The following is a 16,131-nucleotide window of genomic DNA, read 5'->3' as shown; positions in this document are numbered from 1 at the left end:
CCACAGTCAGGACAAAGTTCGTGCCATTGGGTTCATTCCTATTGGCGAACCGCGAAAAGGGGTCTAGTTTCCAAGGCTGTTGTTGTGACCTAAGAGGGGTGGGTGACCACATGCAGCGCACACCACATCACCGGTCGAGATCCCGAAGAAGCGGTCTGGCGGCGGCCCTTGGGGGCGGCGCACTGACTGCGTCCCTGCTCGGCGGCGGGACCGTAGCCTCCGCCAAGCCCTATCCGGAGCCACCTTCGACAACGTTGTCCCTGCCGTCGCCGCCGGGCGGCCAGAACGTACGGGTGCTCGTCTTCCACGCCTCGGCCACCGAGGAGTCGCCGACCGTCGACGCCGGTATCGCGGCGATAGAGACCATCGGGCAGACCGGGCCCGCCGCAGGCCGTTTCAAGACCGAGGCGACCGACGACGCCTCGGTCTTCACCAATGCCACCAGGCTCGGCAAGTACAACGCGGTCGTCTTCCTCACCGGCGGCGGCGATGTGCTCGACCCGGAGCAGGAGGCCGGGCTCGAGTCGTATCTGGAGGCCGGCGGAGGCTTCCTCGGCATCCATGACGCGGCACGCACCGAGCCGTACTCCGACTGGTTCACCGGGCTGATCGGCGCCCGGCCGGCCGGTGCCGCAAGTGCGGTCCAGCGCGCGGTCGTCGAGATCGGCGACCGTCAGCATCCGGCCACCAAGTCGCTACCGCTGCAGTGGAAGCGACCCGACAGGTGGTTCAACTGGGCGGTGAACCCCTCCGGCAACGTGCACACCGTGGCCCGCGTCAAGGAGAACTCCTACACGCCGGCCACCCCCGGCGCCAACGGCTGGGACCACCCGGTCTCCTGGTGCCGTGACTACGACGGCGGCCGCTCCTTCTACACCGGCATGGGCGGTACGGTCGACAGTTTCGCCGAAACCGACTTCCGCGACCATCTGCGCGGCGCGCTCGCCTGGACGACCCGGCTCTCGCGCGCCGACTGCAAGGCGACCATCAACGCCAACTACACCGCCGAGCGCGTCACCCAGCCCAACAAGCCCGGACAGACCGACCAGATCGGCGAGCCGCACGGCCTGGTCACCGCCCCGGACGGGCGGGTCCTCTACATCGGGCGCGGCGGCGCCGACTCGAGCAGGCCCGTCGTCACCGACTGGAACAACCCCGACGTCGGCAAGGGCCAGGGCGAGATCCACGTCTACGACCCGAAGACGAAGAAGGTCACCCTCGCCGGTGCGCTGACCGTCTTCGGCAACAAGGGCGGCGGCGATGAGCTGATCAAGGTCGAGGAGGGGCTGCTCGGTATCGAGCTGGACCCGGACTTCATGTCCAACGGCTGGGTGTATCTGCACTACACACCGCACTCGCAGATCAACCGCGACACGCAGATGGCCGAGCGGCGCGTCTCGCGCTTCACGCTCGACCTGGCCGCCGACAAGCTGGATCTCGCCTCCGAGAAGGTCCTGCTCAAGTGGCCTGTACAGATTCACAGTTGCTGCCACGCGGGTGGCGGGATGGCCTGGGACTCCCAGCAGAATCTCTATATCGCCACCGGCGACAACAACTCCTCCGGCTTCAGCGGCGGTTACTCCGGCAACAACCCGGAGCCAAACTTCAAGGGCGTATCCTTCGCCGACGCGCGCCGTACGGCCGGCAACACCAACAACCTCAACGGCAAGATCCTGCGGATCCACCCCGAGGACGACGGGACGTACACACTCCCGGCGGGCAACCTCTTCACGGGCAAGGAGCAGGACGAGGGCGGCGGCAAGACGCGCGGCGAGATCTATGTCATGGGCGTACGCAACCCGGCGCGCATCTTCATCGACAAGTCGACGGACATCCTCTACGCGGGCTGGGTCGGCCCCGACGCCGGTGCGCCGAGCACCACCTGGGGCCCGGCCAAGTACGACACCTTCTCCGCCATCATCAAGGCGGGCAACCACGGCTGGCCGTACTGCATGGGCAATAAGCAGCCCTATCGCGACCGCAATCTGCCCGATCCGAGCAAGCCGCTCGGCTGGTACAACTGCGACGCCCCGAAGAACGAGTCCCCGAACAACAACGGCCTGGTGAATCTGCCTCCGGTCACCGGGAACACCATCTGGTACTCGCCGCAGGGCGGCGGCGTGGACTATCCCCGCGACGCGGGCGGCATCCCGAGCTACAAGGTGGAGGAGCAGAAGATCCTGCTGCCGTGGCTCAAGGGCGGCGGCCAGGCGACCATGAACGGTCCGGTCTACCGCTACGACGCGGCGAGCGCCGGCAAGGACAAGTGGCCGTCGTACTGGGACGGAAAGTGGTTCGTCGGCGACTTCTACGACGGCGACCAGCCGCGGCACGCGGTGCTCACCGACCCCAAGACGGTCGGCAAGGGCGGCATCCCGGTGCACGCCGAATCCCTGAAGAAGATCATCCCGGTCGGGGCCGACGGCATCCGCAACCTCATGGACTGGAAGTTCGCGCCGGACGGTTCGCTGTACGTCCTGGACTACGGGCGCGGATTCTTCACCTCCGACGCCAAGTCGGCGCTCTGGCACATCACATACAAGGGTGGCGAGGCGACTCCGTCCGCCGACAACCTGGCACGGAAGGCGGCGCAGTGAGACACGTGAGACACAGAACGGCAAAGCTGTGGACGGCCCTGCTCGCGTCGGTGGCGCTGGTCCTCGGGCTGATGTCGGCGGTCGCCTACGGCCAGAGCGACGATCTGGCGGCCGATCAGGTCCTCACCTGGACGGCCGGTGACTCGATCGAGAAGTACGCCTCGTTCCCGACCACCGCGGTGGCGGGGAGGACGACGATCGTGTTCCAGAACAGCACGGCGACCGGCAACACCATGGGTATGCCGCACACGCTGACCTTCGACGTGTCCGATCCCGAGTACAACAGCGACGTACCGCTGAACATTCTCGCCAACCCCAGCGACGACCAGGGCGGGAAGCACACCGTCGAGGTCACGCTCACTCCTGGCCGGTACCACTTCCACTGCACCATCCCCGGCCACGGCGCGATGCAGGGGATCCTGACCGTCACCGAGGGCGGTGGCGAGGACGCCACGGCGCCCGACACGACGGCGAAGGTCGACGGCGACAAGAACGCCGACGGCGCCTATGTCGGCCAGGCCACCGTGACCGTGTCGGCGACCGACGCCGGCTCGGGTGTGGACAGGATCGAGTACGCGGTCGGTGCGGCCGGCGCCTGGCAGGCGTACACCACGCCGGTCGTGGTGAACGAGGTCGGCGCGCACAAGATCCGCTACCGGGCCGCTGACAAGGCCGGGAACATCGCCGCGGAGAAGGCGGTCGACTTCTCCGTCGTCGCCCCGCCGACGGACGACAAGACCCCGCCGGAGACCTCGGCGACGGTGAGCGGCGAGAAGAACGACCAGGGCCAGTATCTGGGCATGGCCACGGTCACGGTGACCGCATCCGACACCGGCTCGGGCGTCAACACCATCGAGTACGCGATCGGCGCGAGCGGGGCCTGGCAGCCGTACACGTCCCCGGTGATGGTGCATGAGGCGGGCACGCACAAGGTCCGCTACAAGGCGACCGACAGGGCCGGGAACGCGGCCGTCGAGAAGCCCGTGGACTTCACGGTCGTCACGCCGCCGGCCGAGGACAAGACTCCGCCGGAGACCTCGGCCGGGGTGACCGGTCAGAAGAACTCCGACGGCGCGTACATCACCAGCGCCAAGGTGACGCTCGCCGCGACCGACGCCGGCTCCGGGGTCGACAAGGTCGAGTACTCCCTCGACGGCGGTCCCTACCTCGCCTACACCACGCCGGTCATCGTCGACCGGGTGGGCTTCCACACGGTTCTGCACCGGGCCACGGACAAGGCGGGCAACACCTCCCAGGCGCAGAAGGTGACGTTCACGGTCGCCGAGGGCGGCGGGGTCCCGGCGCCCAACTGCCCCGAGTGGGACGAGCGGTTGACGGTGATCGTCGGCACGGTCGACACGGGTGTGCCCAACCGCATCACCCGCAGCCGCTGCACCATCAACGAGCTGATCGAGGACGAGAAGGACTGGTCCTCGCACGCGCTGTTCCTCAAGCACGTGGACAAGGTCCTCGACGAGCTGCTCGCGGACGGCGTCATCGACCAGCGCGAGCACAAGAAGATCTACAAGGCGGCCAAGCAGTCCGGCATCGGCAATCCGGGCCGGCACACCGGTTACCGCGATCTGTTCGACGGCACGCAGGCGTCGTTCAGCAAGTGGCAGCATGTGGGCGGCGGTTCGTTCGGCCTGGGCGCCGACGGGTCGATGACGAGCGGCACCGCCAAGGGCGGCCTCGGCATGCTGTGGTTCCCGCAGCGGCAGTACGGGGACTTCTCGCTGAAGCTGCAGTGGCGGGACGACGCTCCCGGCACGGGCAACGCCAACAGTGGTGTCTTCGTACGCTTCCCGTACGTCCACGACAATCCGGAGGAGCCGCGCCCCGAGTGGGTCGCCATCAAGTACGGCCATGAGGTGCAGGTCCTGGACCGGCCGGACGGCGACATGTACAAGACCGGCTCGATCTACGGCTTCGACCGGGTCGGACTCGGCGGTGCGGGTGTGACGCCGAAGGGCACCTGGAACGACTACGAGATCCGGGTGGTCGGCCAGCACTACTCGGTGTACCGCAACGGCGTCCTGATCAATGAGTTCGACAATGTGGGCGGCCAGGAGTTCGTACCGCCGCGCGCCGACGACCCGGGCACGGACGGCCGGCGGTACTCCTCCGGCTATATCGGGCTCCAGGTCCACAGCACGACGGACGTGATCTCGTACCGCAATATCCGCATCCAGGAGCTGTAGCCCCCGGCCCGGCCCGCCGTCGGCTCCCTTCCCGCAGGCGGGAAGGGAGCCGACGGCTGCTCAATCGCTCTCCTTCTCTTTCCCCTTCTCCTTCTTGGCGCGGCTCGGCTGTACCCGCTTCGGCTCGCCCGGCATCTTCGGATAGTCCGGCGGATACGGCAGATCGCCCAGGCCGTGGTCGCGCTCGTCCTTGCGGGCGAGCTCCAGCAGGCTCTCCAGGGAGAAGGCGTGGTCGTCCATGTCGGCATGCACATCGCCGAGTTCGGCGTAACGGGCGGGCATGGTCACCAGGTCGAAGTCGTACGGCGACACATCGTCGAGTTCGTCCCAGTGCAGCGGGGCCGAGACCGGGGCGTGCGGCTTGGGACGTACGGAATAGGCGGAGGCGATGGTGCGGTCGCGGGCGGTCTGGTTGTAGTCGACGAAGATCCGCTCGCCGCGTTCCTCCTTCCACCAGGCCGTGGTCACCTTGCCCTCCATCCGCCGCTCCAGCTCGCGGCCGACGGCGATGGCCGACCGCCGCACATGCGTGAAGTCCCATCGCGGCTCGATCGGCACGAAGACATGGAGGCCGCGGCCGCCGGAAGTCTTGGGCCAGCCGCGCAGGCCGTGCTCGTCGAGGATCACGCGCAGTTCGTGCGCTGCCCTGACGGCGTCGTTGAAGTCGGTGCCCGGCTGCGGGTCCAGGTCGATGCGCAGCTCGTCCGGGTGGTCGACGGCGTCTCCGCGTACCGGCCAGGGGTGGAAGGTCAGCGTGCCGAGGTTGGCCGCCCAGATCACGGCAGCGATCTCGGTCGGGCGCATCTCGTCGGCCGACCGTCCGCTGGGGAAGGAGATATGGGCCGTCGGGATCCAGTCGGGGAGGTATTTGGGCACGCGTTTCTGGAAGAAGGACTCGCCCTCGACGCCGTCGGGGTAGCGCTCCAGAGTGGTGGGGCGGTCGCGCAGGGCGCGGGTGATCCCCTCCCCCACGGCCAGGTAGTACTGGGCCACGTCCAGCTTGGTGAAGCCCCGCTCGGGAAAGTAGATCTTGTCCGGATTGGACAGCCGTACGGTGCGCCCGCCGGCCTCCAGTTCCACCGCTGCACCCATGTGCGCCACGGTAGGCCGAGCGCAGATATGCCGCATATCGGGCAGAATCAATGCATGGATCTTCCTGTGATGCCGCCTGTCAAGCCGATGCTGGCCAAGCCAGTGAAGAAGATCCCGCCGGGTATGCAGTACGAGGCCAAATGGGACGGCTTCCGGGCGATCGTCCACCGGGACGGCGATGAGCTGGTGATCGGCTCCAGGACCGGCAAGCCGCTCACCCGTTACTTCCCCGAGCTGGCCGACGATCTGCTGGCCAATCTCCCCGACCGCTGTGTTGTCGACGGCGAGATCGTCATCGCGCACGAGGGGCGGCTGGACTTCGACAAGCTGACCGAGCGTATTCACCCGGCCGAGTCCCGGGTGAGACTGCTCGCCGAACAGACCCCGGCGAGCTTTGTCGCCTTCGATCTGCTCGCCATCGGTGACGAAGCTCTGCTGGACGCGCCGCTCTCGGTGCGGCGCACCACTCTGGCCGCCGCACTGGCCGACGCCGGGCCGCCGGTACATCTCGCGCCCGCCACCACCGATGCCGAGCTGGCGCAGGAGTGGTTCGAGCGGTACGAGGGCGCGGGACTGGACGGGATCATCGCCAAACCGCTGGACCTGCCGTACCGGCCGGACGCCCGGCTGATGTTCAAGATCAAGCACGAGCGCACGGCGGATACCGTGGTGGCCGGCTATCGCTTCCACAAGAGTGGCCCGATCGTCGGCTCACTGCTCCTGGGCCTGTACGACGACTCGGGCGCGCTGCAGCATGTCGGAGTCTGCGCCGCGTTCTCCATGAAGCGGCGCGAGGAGCTGGTCCAGGAACTCGAGCCGCTGCGGATGGATCCTCCGGACGACCATCCATGGGCGGCGTGGACGGACGAGAGCGCCCATGAGAGCGCCCGGCTGCCCGGTGCGACCAGCCGCTGGACCGGCAAGAAGGACCTCTCCTGGGTGGCGCTGCGGCCCGAGCGGGTGATCGAGGTCGCCTACGACCACATGGAGGGCGACCGCTTCCGGCACACTGCTCAGTTCCGCCGGTGGCGGCCGGACCGTGATCCCTACGGTTGCACCTATTCGCAGCTGGAGGAACCGGTGCGGTACGACCTGTCCGAAGTGCTGTCACCCCCTGGAGAGTGAGCAGGACCCTGGCCCGGGCTGCCGCCCGGCGACGGCGGCTCGACCGGCTGCGCGATCTCGGGACCGTCTTCGGTGCTCAACTCACCGACTGCGAGAGCTGTTTGGCGACCTGGGGCGCATTGTGCGCCCGCCGTCTGCGCGAGCGCTGCGACGGCTCATTACCCTGACACCCCTGGCCCCGCAGGTCATTCACGCGTGGAGCGCCTCGATCTTCTTCGCCTGCGCGGCCGGGGCCGGCACAGCGATTGATCGTCAGGGAAAGGATCAGCAACCTGATCAACCCCTTTGCCACAACGGCCACTTCGCACATGAAGGGCCACAGCAGTAACCGGCCGCCACTGTCCGTCACTTCCCTTTCGCCGCAAGACCACCGATGAGGGAGCCTCGACCGCGTTCGCGTAAGGTATGTCGGCGGTGCCGCCGGAGGCGTACGGCCGGGCGAGCCGGGCAGTGCGCACTTCTCGTACGACACCGTCGTTCCTGAACAGTTCGACCGGGAGACGTTCGGCAGGATCGCCGCCCTGTTTCGCCCTTCGGATCCTTGCGTACGCCCATGGCCGGCTCCTCAAAGGGTGATCCGAAACGGTTGCCGCACAGAGACAATCCCGCCGTCAAAGCCGGAAGCCCGTCCGGTACGTATGGAGGGTAGGACGCCGACCGCCGGCGCCCGACGGAAGAAGCAGAGAAGGACTACACGTGACCGCGTCACCCCTCATCCCCGTACCGATCCCCGATGGCGTCGCCGCGCTGATCGGGTCCTGCATGCCGATCCACATTCTGCAGGCGGAGATCGACGCCGAGTGCGCCGTGCGTGAGGTGTACCGGTTCCGTGGCCCGCTGTGTGCCGAGGACCGGGCGGACCGCGAGCACGCGCTGTCCACGCTGGCGATGTCCAACAAGATCCTGGCCGCATACAACCCGCGACTGATCATCAAGCCGGGCCGCACCTACTGACCCGCCGCGTCCGGGCGACGATCCCGGGACATCAGATCCGCTGCGCCTCGGGCGAGCCCTGGAAGGCGCGGCGGTAGGCGTGCGGGCTGGTGCCGACCTGCCGTTTGAAGCGGTCGCGGAACGCCGTCGGTGAGCCGAAGCCGACCTGGGTGGCGATCCGGTCCACCGAGTACGCCGTCGTCTCCAGCAGATACTGGGCCTGGCGGACACGGGCCCGGTGCAGCCACTGCACGGGTGTGGTCGCCGTCTGTTCGCGGAAGCGGCGGTTGAGGGTGCGGGTGCTCAGGCCCGCGTGCGCCGCGATGTCGCCGACAGTGAGCTCGCGCCCGGCGTTCTCCTCCATCCAGCGCAGCAGAGGTTCGAGTGTCGCGCCGTCCGGGTTCGGCGGCTGGTCGTGAACGATGAACTGCGCCTGCCCGCCCTCGCGTTCCAGCGGCATCACCGACAGCCGTGCCGCGTCCGCCGCCACCGCAGAGCCGTGGTCCCGGCGGATCATGTGCAGACACAGGTCGAGTCCTGCGGCGGCCCCGGCCGAGGTCAGGAACTGTCCGTTGTCGACGTACAGCACATCGGGGTCCACCTCGACCTCGGGGTGCAGTGCGGCGAGCCCGGCCGCGCCGAGCCAGTGGGTGGTGGCACGCAGGCCGTCCAGCAGGCCGGTGGCGGCGAGGACGAACGCGCCGGCGCAGATCGAGGCGACACGAGTCCCGCGAGCGGCAGCTGCCCGCAGCGCGTCGAGCACCTCGGGCGGGACCGGCACGGTCGGATCGGCGCAGCCCGGCAGGATGATCGTGTCCGCCTCGGCCAGCGCTTCCAGGCCGAAGGGCGCGCGCAGCGTGAACGCGCCCGCGTCGACCTCGTCCGCCGGAGCGCAGACCCGGACCCGGTACGGGGCCCTGCCGTCGGGCAGCCGGGTGCGGGCGAACACTTCGAGCGGCGTGGACAGGTCGAAGGCGATGACCCCGTCCAGGGCGAGTACGGCCACGGTGTGCATGGCCATAATCTAAGCGCTCGAGGTTTTCCAGCCAAGAGGCTGTGAGCTGGTCTTCTGTGCCGGAAGCCCCTGTGAGAGGGCCTGGCGGGAATCCGTTGGAAGATGGCATTCACGCCGCTGTCCGTCGTCGTCGGCGCTCATTAGTGTCGGTCCGGCCGACCCTCCGGGGGCGGCTCTTCTCGAGATTCCCGAGACATGAGGACTGGTGCCGGATGCTCGCCCGGATCGTTCTGTTCGACGGCTCCGACCCGTTGGACGTCATCGCCCCGTACGAAGTGCTCGGCGTCGGCGGCATGGGCATGCGCCGGGGCACGGTCCGGAGCGCCCTCGGCGCGGCCCCCCTCCTCGAGGGCCGGCCGGCATGACCAAGATCCTGCTCATCGTCCATGTCCTGGCCGCGATCATCGCGATCGGCCCGGTGACCGTCGCGGCCAGCGCGTTCCCGGCCGCCGCCCGCCGTGCCGCGGCCGAGCCCGACAGCGACCAGGCGCTCGGTGCCGTACGCAATCTCCACCGCATCTGCCGCGTCTACGCGACTGTCGGTGTCGTCGTGCCCGTCTTCGGTCTCGCCACCGCCAACAGCCTGCATGTCCTCGGCGACGCCTGGTTGATCGTCTCCATCGTGCTCACGACGGTCGCCGCCGGAGTCCTCGCGCTGCTGGTGCTGCCAGGGCAGAGCGCGGTCCTGGAGAACCTCGGCACCGTCGCCTCCGCCAAGCTCGCCATGTCCACGGGGGTGTTCAATCTGCTGTGGGCGACCGTCACGGTCCTGATGATCGTGCGGCCCGGATCCACGACAGGCGCGTGACGGGCGGCGTGACGAGGGCATGACCCGCCCGGACCGCCGTCACATGCGCTCGCCCCGGGGTTGTGCGCCTTCGGCACTCACTCCAGGAAGACACCGTCGACGTACACCCAGGCGCCGCCGTGCCGTTCGAAGCTGCTGCGCTCGTGCAGTTCGCCGCGCTTGCCGTGGTGCCGGTAGCGGGCGCGGAAGGTGACCGTTCCCGAGGAGTGGAAGGGACTGCCGTCCGTGGTCTGAAGGATCTCCAGCCCCTGCCAGTGCATGCCGGGGTCGGGTTCGAGATGCGGCGGCCGGGTCGCGGGGTGCCAGGTGCGCAGCAGATACGCAGCGTCCTGGGCCACGAAGGCGCTGTAGCGGGAGCGCATCAGCAGCTCGGCGGTGGGGGCTGCGTGCTCGCCCGAGTGGAAGCGGCCGCAGCACTCGCCGTAGGCCGCGGGTAGCCCGCACGGGCAGGGCGAGTCTGCGGTCAGGGCGGGTGGGACGGTGCGTTTGGGGCGTGAGCTGCGTCGGGACATGACTCCATTTTCCAGCCATTGCACGAATGGGCCCGCGCGTGGCTTCCGGGTCATGAGGGATCTCCGTATGCTCCTGCGCCGGACGCGACAGTTACCGTCGGTAAGGGGTTGGGGATGGATCGGGTGGGAAACACACGACGCACCTTTATGGCGGGGGCTGCGGCGGTCGGCGGCACAGCGGCGCTGACCTTGGCGGAAACGGCTGCCGCGGCCGTCGCGGCGGAACGCACCGCCGTCCACGGCACACCTGCCGCTCCGGCCGCCCAGTCGGTCGCCGTACTCGGCGGCGGGGTCGCCGGACTCACCGCCGCTCATGAACTGGCCGACCGCGGATTCCGGGTCACCGTCTACGAGCGCAGAGCACTGGGCGGCAAGGCCCGCAGCATGGACGTCCCAAACAGCGCGAAGGGCGCCCGGCGGCCGCTGCCCGCCGAGCACGGCTTCCGCTTCATCCCCGGCATCTACCACAACCTGCCGGACACGATGCGGCGCATCCCGTACCCGGGAAACGCCAACGGGGTCTGGGACAACCTGGTGGCGCCACCCGAGATGTCGTTCGCCCGCACCGGGCGCGAGGACTTACGGATCCCGCTGCCCTGGCCGGGCCACAAGCCGGCCCAGCTCACACTCGACGAGATCCGCCGCGCCCTGACCGCCGCGCTGGACACGGCCCTGGGCATCCCGGCCCATGAGACGGCCTACTTCGTGAACCGCGGGCTCGTCTTTCTCACCAGCTGCGACGAGCGGCGCGACGATACGTGGGAGCGCACGTCGTGGTGGGAGTTCATCCGGGCCGAGCGGATGAGCTACGACTACCAGCGCGTCCTGGCCGTCGGACTCACCCGGAACATCGTCGCGACCAAGGCCGAGGAGGCCAGCACCCGTACGGTCGCCGCTCTCCTCGAGGCCTTCGTCTTCAATGCGCTGGGCCGGGGCGCCGACGGACCACTCGACCGGATACTCAACGCCCCCACCAATGAGGCATGGATCGACCCCTGGGTGACCCATCTGGAGAAGCTTGGCGTCCAGTTCAAGATCGGCTGGACGGTACGGGAGGTGAAGTACGGCTCCGGGCGGGTCACGGCCGCGGTGATCGAGGACCCGCTGGGCGTGCGCCGGCCGGTCACCGCCGACCACTACATCTCGGCGATGCCGGTGGAGCACGCGCGGCGGACCTGGGGAGCCGAGCTGCGCGCGGCGGACTCGCAGCTGGCGCGCTGCGACAACCTGGAGACGGACTGGATGACGGGCATTCAGTTCTATCTGACCGAGCGGGCTCCGTTGCTCAACGGGCACCTCAACTGCATCGACTCTCCCTGGTCCCTGACAGCCATTCAGCAGGCGGGACACTGGCCGTCCCGGAACTTCCCGGCCGACTACGGCGACGGTGTCGCGGTGGACTGCCTGTCCGTGGACATCTCCGAGTGGGACAGGGCCGGCATCCTGTACGGGAAGACGGCCAAGCAGTGCACCCGTGCGGAGGTCGCCCGGGAGGTGTGGGCCCAGCTCAAGGCGAGTGTCAATGACACGGGCCGCACGGTGCTCAAGGACAGCGCGCTGCACTCCTGGTTCCTCGACCCGGGTGTGGCCGGCCTCGGCACCCCGAACCCGACCAATGAGGACGAGCTCCTCATCCACCCGGTCGGCACCTTCCACAACCGCCCTCAGGCAGCCACCAAGATCCCCAACTTCTTCCTGGCCGGTGACTATGTCGCCGTCGACATCGACCTGGCCACGATGGAGGGAGCCAACGCCTCGGCCCGCGCGGCCGTCAACGCCCTGCTGGACAACGTCGATTCACCGGCGGCCCGCTGCACGGTGAAGCCGCTCTTCCGCGCCCCGGAGGTCGAGCTGATGAAGCGCCACGACCGCACCCGCTACCGGCTGGGGCTGCGCAACGCGTTCGACCTGGGCTGAGGGGTTCAACGCCGAGTATCCCACGGCCCGTTCACCCCGTTGCGATCACATGAAATCCGGACGGCCGGTGTGCCCGGGACCCACACCCGGGCACACCGGCACCGCCGCCTCAGTGGTGGCCGTGGAACCGCTGCCGCCGGTTCGCCCCGAGCGTTGACCGGCTCGGGCGGCCGCTCGCCCTCCGGGGCGAAGACCAGGACCCGCTCGGGCGCCGCCGCCAGATCCACCCGGTCTCCGGGGGCGAGCCTGCCGCCGGTGCGGAAATGGACCCGCTGGCCGTCCGACAACCGTGCCTGTACGGCGAGTTCACGGCCGTGGTACTCGACGACCTCGATGCACGCCGGGATGCGCCCGCCGGCGTTCTCCTCCGCGACATCCAGGTCCTCGGGTCGTATCGCCGCGACGCCGCGGCCGCCCGCCGCGAGCGCGTCGCGGTCCAGGCCCGTCAGCTGCGCGTCGGCGAGCCGGAGCGAGAGCCGGTCGCCGGTCGCCGACGCGACGCTCTCCTTAACCCGCACGGTTGAGAAACCGGTTTCTCGCCTCAGGAAAGTAGCAGAGTACGAGGGCACCCGGACCATGGCAGTCACCCGCGACCGGGCGCACCAGGTCGCGACAGCCGTACGGCCGGGCATCGCGGCCTCACCCGTCCGGGCGGCGCGACCGGCGCCCGACCGGCGCCCGACCGGCGCCCGACCGTGCCGTAGGGCTGAACTCCTTACGGACCTGTGACGGCACGGCGCGCAACGCCGGTGAGCAGGGTTTCGGCCCGTAGCGTCGCAGCTATGCGTGTACTTGTCACAGGAGGCGCGGGCTTCATCGGCTCGCAGGTCGTCGCGGCTCTCGCCGCTCTCGGCCATGACCCGGTCGTGCTCGACGCCCTGCTCCCGGCGGCCCATCCGGAACCCCCGCCGATGCCCGACGCCGAATGGATCCACGGGGACGTCCGCGACCGGGCGGTGACGACGCGCGCGCTGCGCGGCGTGGACGCGGTCTGCCACCAGGCGGCCATGGTCGGCCTCGGCAAGGACTTCGCGGACGCACCGGAGTACGTGGCCTGCAACGACCTCGGCACGGCCGTCCTGCTGACGGTCATGGCCGATGCCGGTGTCACAGAACTCGTGCTGGCGAGCTCCATGGTGGTCTACGGCGAGGGCCGCTACGACTGCCCGCTCCATGGGCAGGTGCGGCCGGGGCCGCGCGCGGGCGGCGATCTCGCGGCCGGGCGCTTCGAGCCCCGCTGCCACGACTGTGGCGCCGAGCTGACGTCCGGTCTGGTCGGCGAGGACGCTCCGACGGACCCGCGCAATGTGTACGCGACGACAAAGCTGGCCCAGGAGCATCTGGCCGCGGCGTGGGCCCGCGGCACGGGCGGGCGGGCCGTGGCGCTGCGCTACCACAATGTGTACGGGCCGGGGATGCCGCGCGACACGCCGTACGCGGGCGTGGCCTCGTTCTTCCGGTCCGCGCTGGAGCGGGGTGAGGCGCCGCGGGTCTTCGAGGACGGGCACCAGCGGCGGGACTTCGTCCATGTACGGGACGTGGCGGACGCGAACGCGCTCGCCCTGGAGTCGCTGCACGGCCGCGAGGCGGGAGTGCTGACCGCGTACAACACGGGCAGCGGGACGCCGCACACGGTCGGTGAGATGGCGGGCGCGCTGGCCGCGGCGCACGGCGGTCCTGCGCCCGTGGTCACCGGGGAGTTCCGGCTGGGCGACGTACGGCACATCACCGCGGACTCGCGACGGATCAGGGCCGAGCTCGGCTGGAAGGCGCGGGTCGGCTTCGCCGACGGGATGGCGGAGTTCGCCGCGAGCGGGCTGCGGGGTGGCGTGTGATGACGGGCGGCGGAGTGGATGTCGTACTTCCGTGTCTGAACGAGGCCGAGGCGCTGCCGTGGGTGCTTGAGCGGATCCCGGACGGATGGCGGGCGATCGTGGTGGACAACGGCTCGACGGACGACTCGGACCGGATCGCCCGCGGGCTGGGCGCGAAGGTGGTGTACGAGGGGCGGCGCGGCTTCGGGGCCGCCTGCCATGCGGGGCTGCTGGCGGCGGAGACGGAGTATGTCTGCTTCTGCGACTGCGACGCCTCGCTGGATCCGGGGCTGCTGACCGGTTTTGTACGCCAAGTGGCGGACGGCGAGAGCGACTTGGTACTGGGCCGACGGCGGCCGCAGACCCGCGGGGCATGGCCGCCGCATGCGCGGGCCGGGAACCTGGCGCTGTCGCGGATGCTGCGCCGGCGCACCGGGCTGCGACTGCGCGATCTGGGCCCACTGCGGGCCGCACGCCGCGAGGACCTGCTCGCCCTGGCCCTGACCGACCGGCGCAGCGGCTATCCGCTCCAGATGGTGGTCCGTGCGGCGGACGCGGGCTGGCGGGTGACGGAGGTGGACGTCCCGTATCTGCCGAGATCGGGAAAGTCGAAGGTGACGGGGACGTGGCGGGGCACATGGCAGGCGGTACGGGACATGCGTGCGGTGCTCGCGGAGCCGTCGGCGCGCGGGGTCGGGGGTGGTGTGCGATGAGCTCCTCATCCGCGGGCACGCTGCTCGTCATCGCCAAGGCCCCCGTACCCGGCCGGGTGAAGACCCGGCTCACCCCCGCGTACTCCCCTGCCGAAGCCGCCTGTCTCGCCGAAGCCGCTCTCCTCGACACCCTCGACGTCGTGCTCGCCACGCCCGCACGCCGACGGGTCCTTGTACTCGACGGTGTTCCCGGCGACTGGCTGCCGGCCGGCATCGAGGTCGTACCGCAGTGCGCGGGCGGGCTCGACTCCCGGCTCGCCCATGCCTTCGGGCTCTGCGACGGACCCAGCCTGCTGATCGGAATGGACACCCCACAAGTGACAGTTGAACTCCTCGCCCTCGGACTGGAATTGGGCGACGGAGAGGCATCCTTCGGCCCGGCCGACGACGGCGGGTTCTGGGCGCTCGGGCTGGCCGAGCCCGATCCCGCGCTGCTGCTCGGCGTGCCGATGTCCGTGTCCAGGACCGGCGCCGTACAGCGACAGCAGCTCACCGATGCCGGGCTGACGGTGCGTGATCTGCCGCTGCTGCGGGACGTCGACACGGCGGAAGACGCCCGGCTGGTCGCGGCCGAGGCCCCGCACACCCGGTTCGCCGCGACCCTCGCCGCGCTCGCCGGGACCGGGGCGCGATGACCGCGCCCGCCTGGCAGGCCGATCCTTACACCGACGCTCTGCGCACCGGCCGCGGCCCGCTCTTTCTGCGCCGCCCCGACGGCTGGCTGCTGCCGCTGGAGGTGGAACGCTGGTGCGCCGCGCCGGACGCCGCCGATCTGACCGTGCTGGAGCGCTGCCGAGGCGCGGTGCTCGACATCGGCTGCGGCCCGGGCCGTCTCGTCGCGGCGCTCGCCGAGCTGGGACGGCCGACGCTGGGCATCGATGTGAGCCCCGAGGCGGTTGCCCGCACGGTACGGACGGGCGGCAGTGCGCTGCACCGTTCCGTCTTCGATCCGCTTCCCCGCGAGGGGAGTTGGGGTACGGCGCTGCTCATCGACGGCAATATCGGCATAGGCGGCGACCCCCGCGCCCTGCTGGCCCGCGTGTCCCGCCTCATCGCCGAGGACGGTGTGCTGCTCGTGGAGACCAACCCGCTCGATGTGGACGAACGCGTCCAGGTCCGCGTCTTCGACGGCGGCAGCGCACAGGGCTCGGCGTTCCCGTGGGCCCGCCTCGGCACTCCCGCGCTGCTCCGGTATGCGCGGGAGGCCGGCTGGGCGGTGCCGGAGTCGGGGGTCGACCGCTGGACGGCCGCCGGGCGTACCTTCGTCGCGCTGCGCCCCGCATAGCCGGCGGCGGCCGGACCCGGATCGGCTGGACCGGCTGCCAGGCCGGGGCCGGCGTCGGCTGGACCCGGTCGGCCGGACCCGGGTCGGCCGGACGGTCGGCCAAACCCGGGCCGGCCGCT

Annotated in this window: 16 protein-coding genes; 12 read left to right on the top strand and 4 right to left on the bottom strand. The window is 69.9% G+C overall.

What is annotated here, in order from left to right:
• The first annotated feature begins 110 nt into the window (after window positions 1-110).
• Together OG735_RS35440 and OG735_RS35435 are read left to right on the top strand one after the other, a co-directional pair.
• Window positions 111-2,597 (top strand): ThuA domain-containing protein, encoded by a 2,487-nt coding sequence (locus tag OG735_RS35440; protein ID WP_327327224.1) that lies wholly within the window; start codon window positions 111-113, stop codon window positions 2,595-2,597.
• 71 nt (window positions 2,598-2,668) lie between these two features.
• Window positions 2,669-4,798 carry an OmpL47-type beta-barrel domain-containing protein gene (locus OG735_RS35435; RefSeq protein ID WP_327328564.1) on the top strand — a complete coding sequence of 710 codons (2,130 nt, stop codon included), beginning with the start codon at window positions 2,669-2,671 and terminating at the stop codon, window positions 4,796-4,798.
• A gap of 60 nt (window positions 4,799-4,858) precedes the next feature.
• Here the strand turns inward: OG735_RS35435 and ligD are convergent, their stop codons facing one another.
• Window positions 4,859-5,890 (bottom strand): non-homologous end-joining DNA ligase, encoded by a 1,032-nt coding sequence (gene ligD / locus OG735_RS35430; RefSeq protein WP_327327223.1) that lies wholly within the window; start codon window positions 5,888-5,890, stop codon window positions 4,859-4,861.
• A 54-nt stretch (window positions 5,891-5,944) separates the two neighbouring features.
• On the opposite strand from ligD, the gene OG735_RS35425 reads away from it, so the two are divergent.
• From OG735_RS35425 to OG735_RS35415, 3 genes are all read left to right on the top strand, one after another.
• Window positions 5,945-7,015, top strand: a complete 1,071-nt coding sequence (locus OG735_RS35425; RefSeq protein ID WP_327327222.1) for an ATP-dependent DNA ligase — start codon at window positions 5,945-5,947, stop codon at window positions 7,013-7,015.
• Window positions 7,012-7,182, top strand: a complete 171-nt coding sequence (locus OG735_RS35420) for a hypothetical protein (RefSeq protein ID WP_327327221.1) — start codon at window positions 7,012-7,014, stop codon at window positions 7,180-7,182. Before OG735_RS35425 ends, OG735_RS35420 begins: the two co-directional genes overlap by 4 nt.
• A 529-nt stretch (window positions 7,183-7,711) precedes the next feature.
• Window positions 7,712-7,969, top strand: a complete 258-nt coding sequence (locus OG735_RS35415) for a hypothetical protein (protein WP_327327219.1) — start codon at window positions 7,712-7,714, stop codon at window positions 7,967-7,969.
• A 31-nt stretch (window positions 7,970-8,000) separates the two neighbouring features.
• On the opposite strand, the gene OG735_RS35410 is transcribed toward OG735_RS35415, so the two are convergent.
• Window positions 8,001-8,963 carry a GlxA family transcriptional regulator gene (locus OG735_RS35410; protein WP_327327218.1) on the bottom strand — a complete coding sequence of 321 codons (963 nt, stop codon included), beginning with the start codon at window positions 8,961-8,963 and terminating at the stop codon, window positions 8,001-8,003.
• Window positions 8,964-9,175: 212 nt separating this feature from the next.
• Between OG735_RS35410 and OG735_RS42115 the strand changes: the two genes are divergently transcribed.
• The gene (locus OG735_RS42115; protein WP_442812545.1) at window positions 9,176-9,328 is read left to right on the top strand and encodes a hypothetical protein; all 153 of its coding nucleotides are present in this window, start codon (window positions 9,176-9,178) and stop codon (window positions 9,326-9,328) included.
• A complete protein-coding gene (locus OG735_RS35400; RefSeq protein WP_327327217.1) occupies window positions 9,325-9,771 on the top strand; it encodes a hypothetical protein in 447 nt (148 codons plus the stop codon). The genes OG735_RS42115 and OG735_RS35400 overlap by 4 nt, the downstream gene beginning before the upstream one ends.
• Window positions 9,772-9,848: 77 nt before the next feature.
• On the opposite strand, the gene OG735_RS35395 is transcribed toward OG735_RS35400, so the two are convergent.
• Window positions 9,849-10,283 carry a YchJ family protein gene (locus OG735_RS35395; protein ID WP_327327216.1) on the bottom strand — a complete coding sequence of 145 codons (435 nt, stop codon included), beginning with the start codon at window positions 10,281-10,283 and terminating at the stop codon, window positions 9,849-9,851.
• Window positions 10,284-10,397: 114 nt separating this feature from the next.
• On the opposite strand from OG735_RS35395, the gene OG735_RS35390 reads away from it, so the two are divergent.
• Window positions 10,398-12,200: a hydroxysqualene dehydroxylase gene (locus tag OG735_RS35390; protein WP_327327215.1), complete on the top strand. Its 1,803-nt coding sequence runs from the start codon at window positions 10,398-10,400 to the stop codon at window positions 12,198-12,200.
• 5 nt (window positions 12,201-12,205) lie between these two features.
• Here the strand turns inward: OG735_RS35390 and OG735_RS35385 are convergent, their stop codons facing one another.
• Window positions 12,206-12,718 carry a TOBE domain-containing protein gene (locus OG735_RS35385; RefSeq protein ID WP_327327214.1) on the bottom strand — a complete coding sequence of 171 codons (513 nt, stop codon included), beginning with the start codon at window positions 12,716-12,718 and terminating at the stop codon, window positions 12,206-12,208.
• Between the two features lie 264 nt (window positions 12,719-12,982).
• Between OG735_RS35385 and OG735_RS35380 the strand changes: the two genes are divergently transcribed.
• The 4 genes from OG735_RS35380 to OG735_RS35365 are packed head-to-tail and all read left to right on the top strand — an operon-like array spanning window position 12,983 to window position 16,012.
• Window positions 12,983-14,035, top strand: coding sequence for an NAD-dependent epimerase/dehydratase family protein (locus tag OG735_RS35380; RefSeq protein ID WP_327327213.1), 1,053 nt, complete (start codon window positions 12,983-12,985; stop codon window positions 14,033-14,035).
• Complete coding sequence (locus tag OG735_RS35375; RefSeq protein WP_327327212.1) at window positions 14,035-14,727, top strand: glycosyltransferase family 2 protein; 693 nt, start codon at window positions 14,035-14,037, stop codon at window positions 14,725-14,727. The genes OG735_RS35380 and OG735_RS35375 overlap by 1 nt, the downstream gene beginning before the upstream one ends.
• Window positions 14,724-15,362, top strand: a complete 639-nt coding sequence (locus tag OG735_RS35370; protein ID WP_327327211.1) for a TIGR04282 family arsenosugar biosynthesis glycosyltransferase — start codon at window positions 14,724-14,726, stop codon at window positions 15,360-15,362. Before OG735_RS35375 ends, OG735_RS35370 begins: the two co-directional genes overlap by 4 nt.
• Complete coding sequence (locus OG735_RS35365; protein WP_327327210.1) at window positions 15,359-16,012, top strand: methyltransferase domain-containing protein; 654 nt, start codon at window positions 15,359-15,361, stop codon at window positions 16,010-16,012. Before OG735_RS35370 ends, OG735_RS35365 begins: the two co-directional genes overlap by 4 nt.
• The last annotated feature ends 119 nt before the right edge of the window (window positions 16,013-16,131 follow it).

This window comes from Streptomyces sp. NBC_01210, from assembly GCF_036010325.1.
Classification (GTDB): Bacteria; Actinomycetota; Actinomycetes; order Streptomycetales; family Streptomycetaceae; genus Streptomyces.
This window is presented reverse-complemented; position numbering and strand designations above follow the sequence as displayed.

Excerpts from the sequence above, each read along its gene's own strand:
- OG735_RS35440 (WP_327327224.1), top strand. The coding sequence starts at position 111 with ATGCAGCGCACACCACATCACCGGTCGAGATCCCGAAGAAGCGGTCTG.
- OG735_RS35435 (WP_327328564.1), top strand. The coding sequence starts at position 2,669 with ATGTCGGCGGTCGCCTACGGCCAGAGCGACGATCTGGCGGCCGATCAG.
- ligD (WP_327327223.1), bottom strand. The coding sequence starts at position 5,890 with ATGGGTGCAGCGGTGGAACTGGAGGCCGGCGGGCGCACCGTACGGCTG.
- OG735_RS35425 (WP_327327222.1), top strand. The coding sequence starts at position 5,945 with ATGGATCTTCCTGTGATGCCGCCTGTCAAGCCGATGCTGGCCAAGCCA.
- OG735_RS35410 (WP_327327218.1), bottom strand. The coding sequence starts at position 8,963 with ATGCACACCGTGGCCGTACTCGCCCTGGACGGGGTCATCGCCTTCGAC.
- OG735_RS42115 (WP_442812545.1), top strand. The coding sequence starts at position 9,176 with ATGCTCGCCCGGATCGTTCTGTTCGACGGCTCCGACCCGTTGGACGTC.
- OG735_RS35400 (WP_327327217.1), top strand. The coding sequence starts at position 9,325 with ATGACCAAGATCCTGCTCATCGTCCATGTCCTGGCCGCGATCATCGCG.
- OG735_RS35395 (WP_327327216.1), bottom strand. The coding sequence starts at position 10,283 with ATGTCCCGACGCAGCTCACGCCCCAAACGCACCGTCCCACCCGCCCTG.
- OG735_RS35390 (WP_327327215.1), top strand. The coding sequence starts at position 10,398 with ATGGATCGGGTGGGAAACACACGACGCACCTTTATGGCGGGGGCTGCG.
- OG735_RS35380 (WP_327327213.1), top strand. The coding sequence starts at position 12,983 with ATGCGTGTACTTGTCACAGGAGGCGCGGGCTTCATCGGCTCGCAGGTC.
- OG735_RS35375 (WP_327327212.1), top strand. The coding sequence starts at position 14,035 with ATGACGGGCGGCGGAGTGGATGTCGTACTTCCGTGTCTGAACGAGGCC.
- OG735_RS35370 (WP_327327211.1), top strand. The coding sequence starts at position 14,724 with ATGAGCTCCTCATCCGCGGGCACGCTGCTCGTCATCGCCAAGGCCCCC.
- OG735_RS35365 (WP_327327210.1), top strand. The coding sequence starts at position 15,359 with ATGACCGCGCCCGCCTGGCAGGCCGATCCTTACACCGACGCTCTGCGC.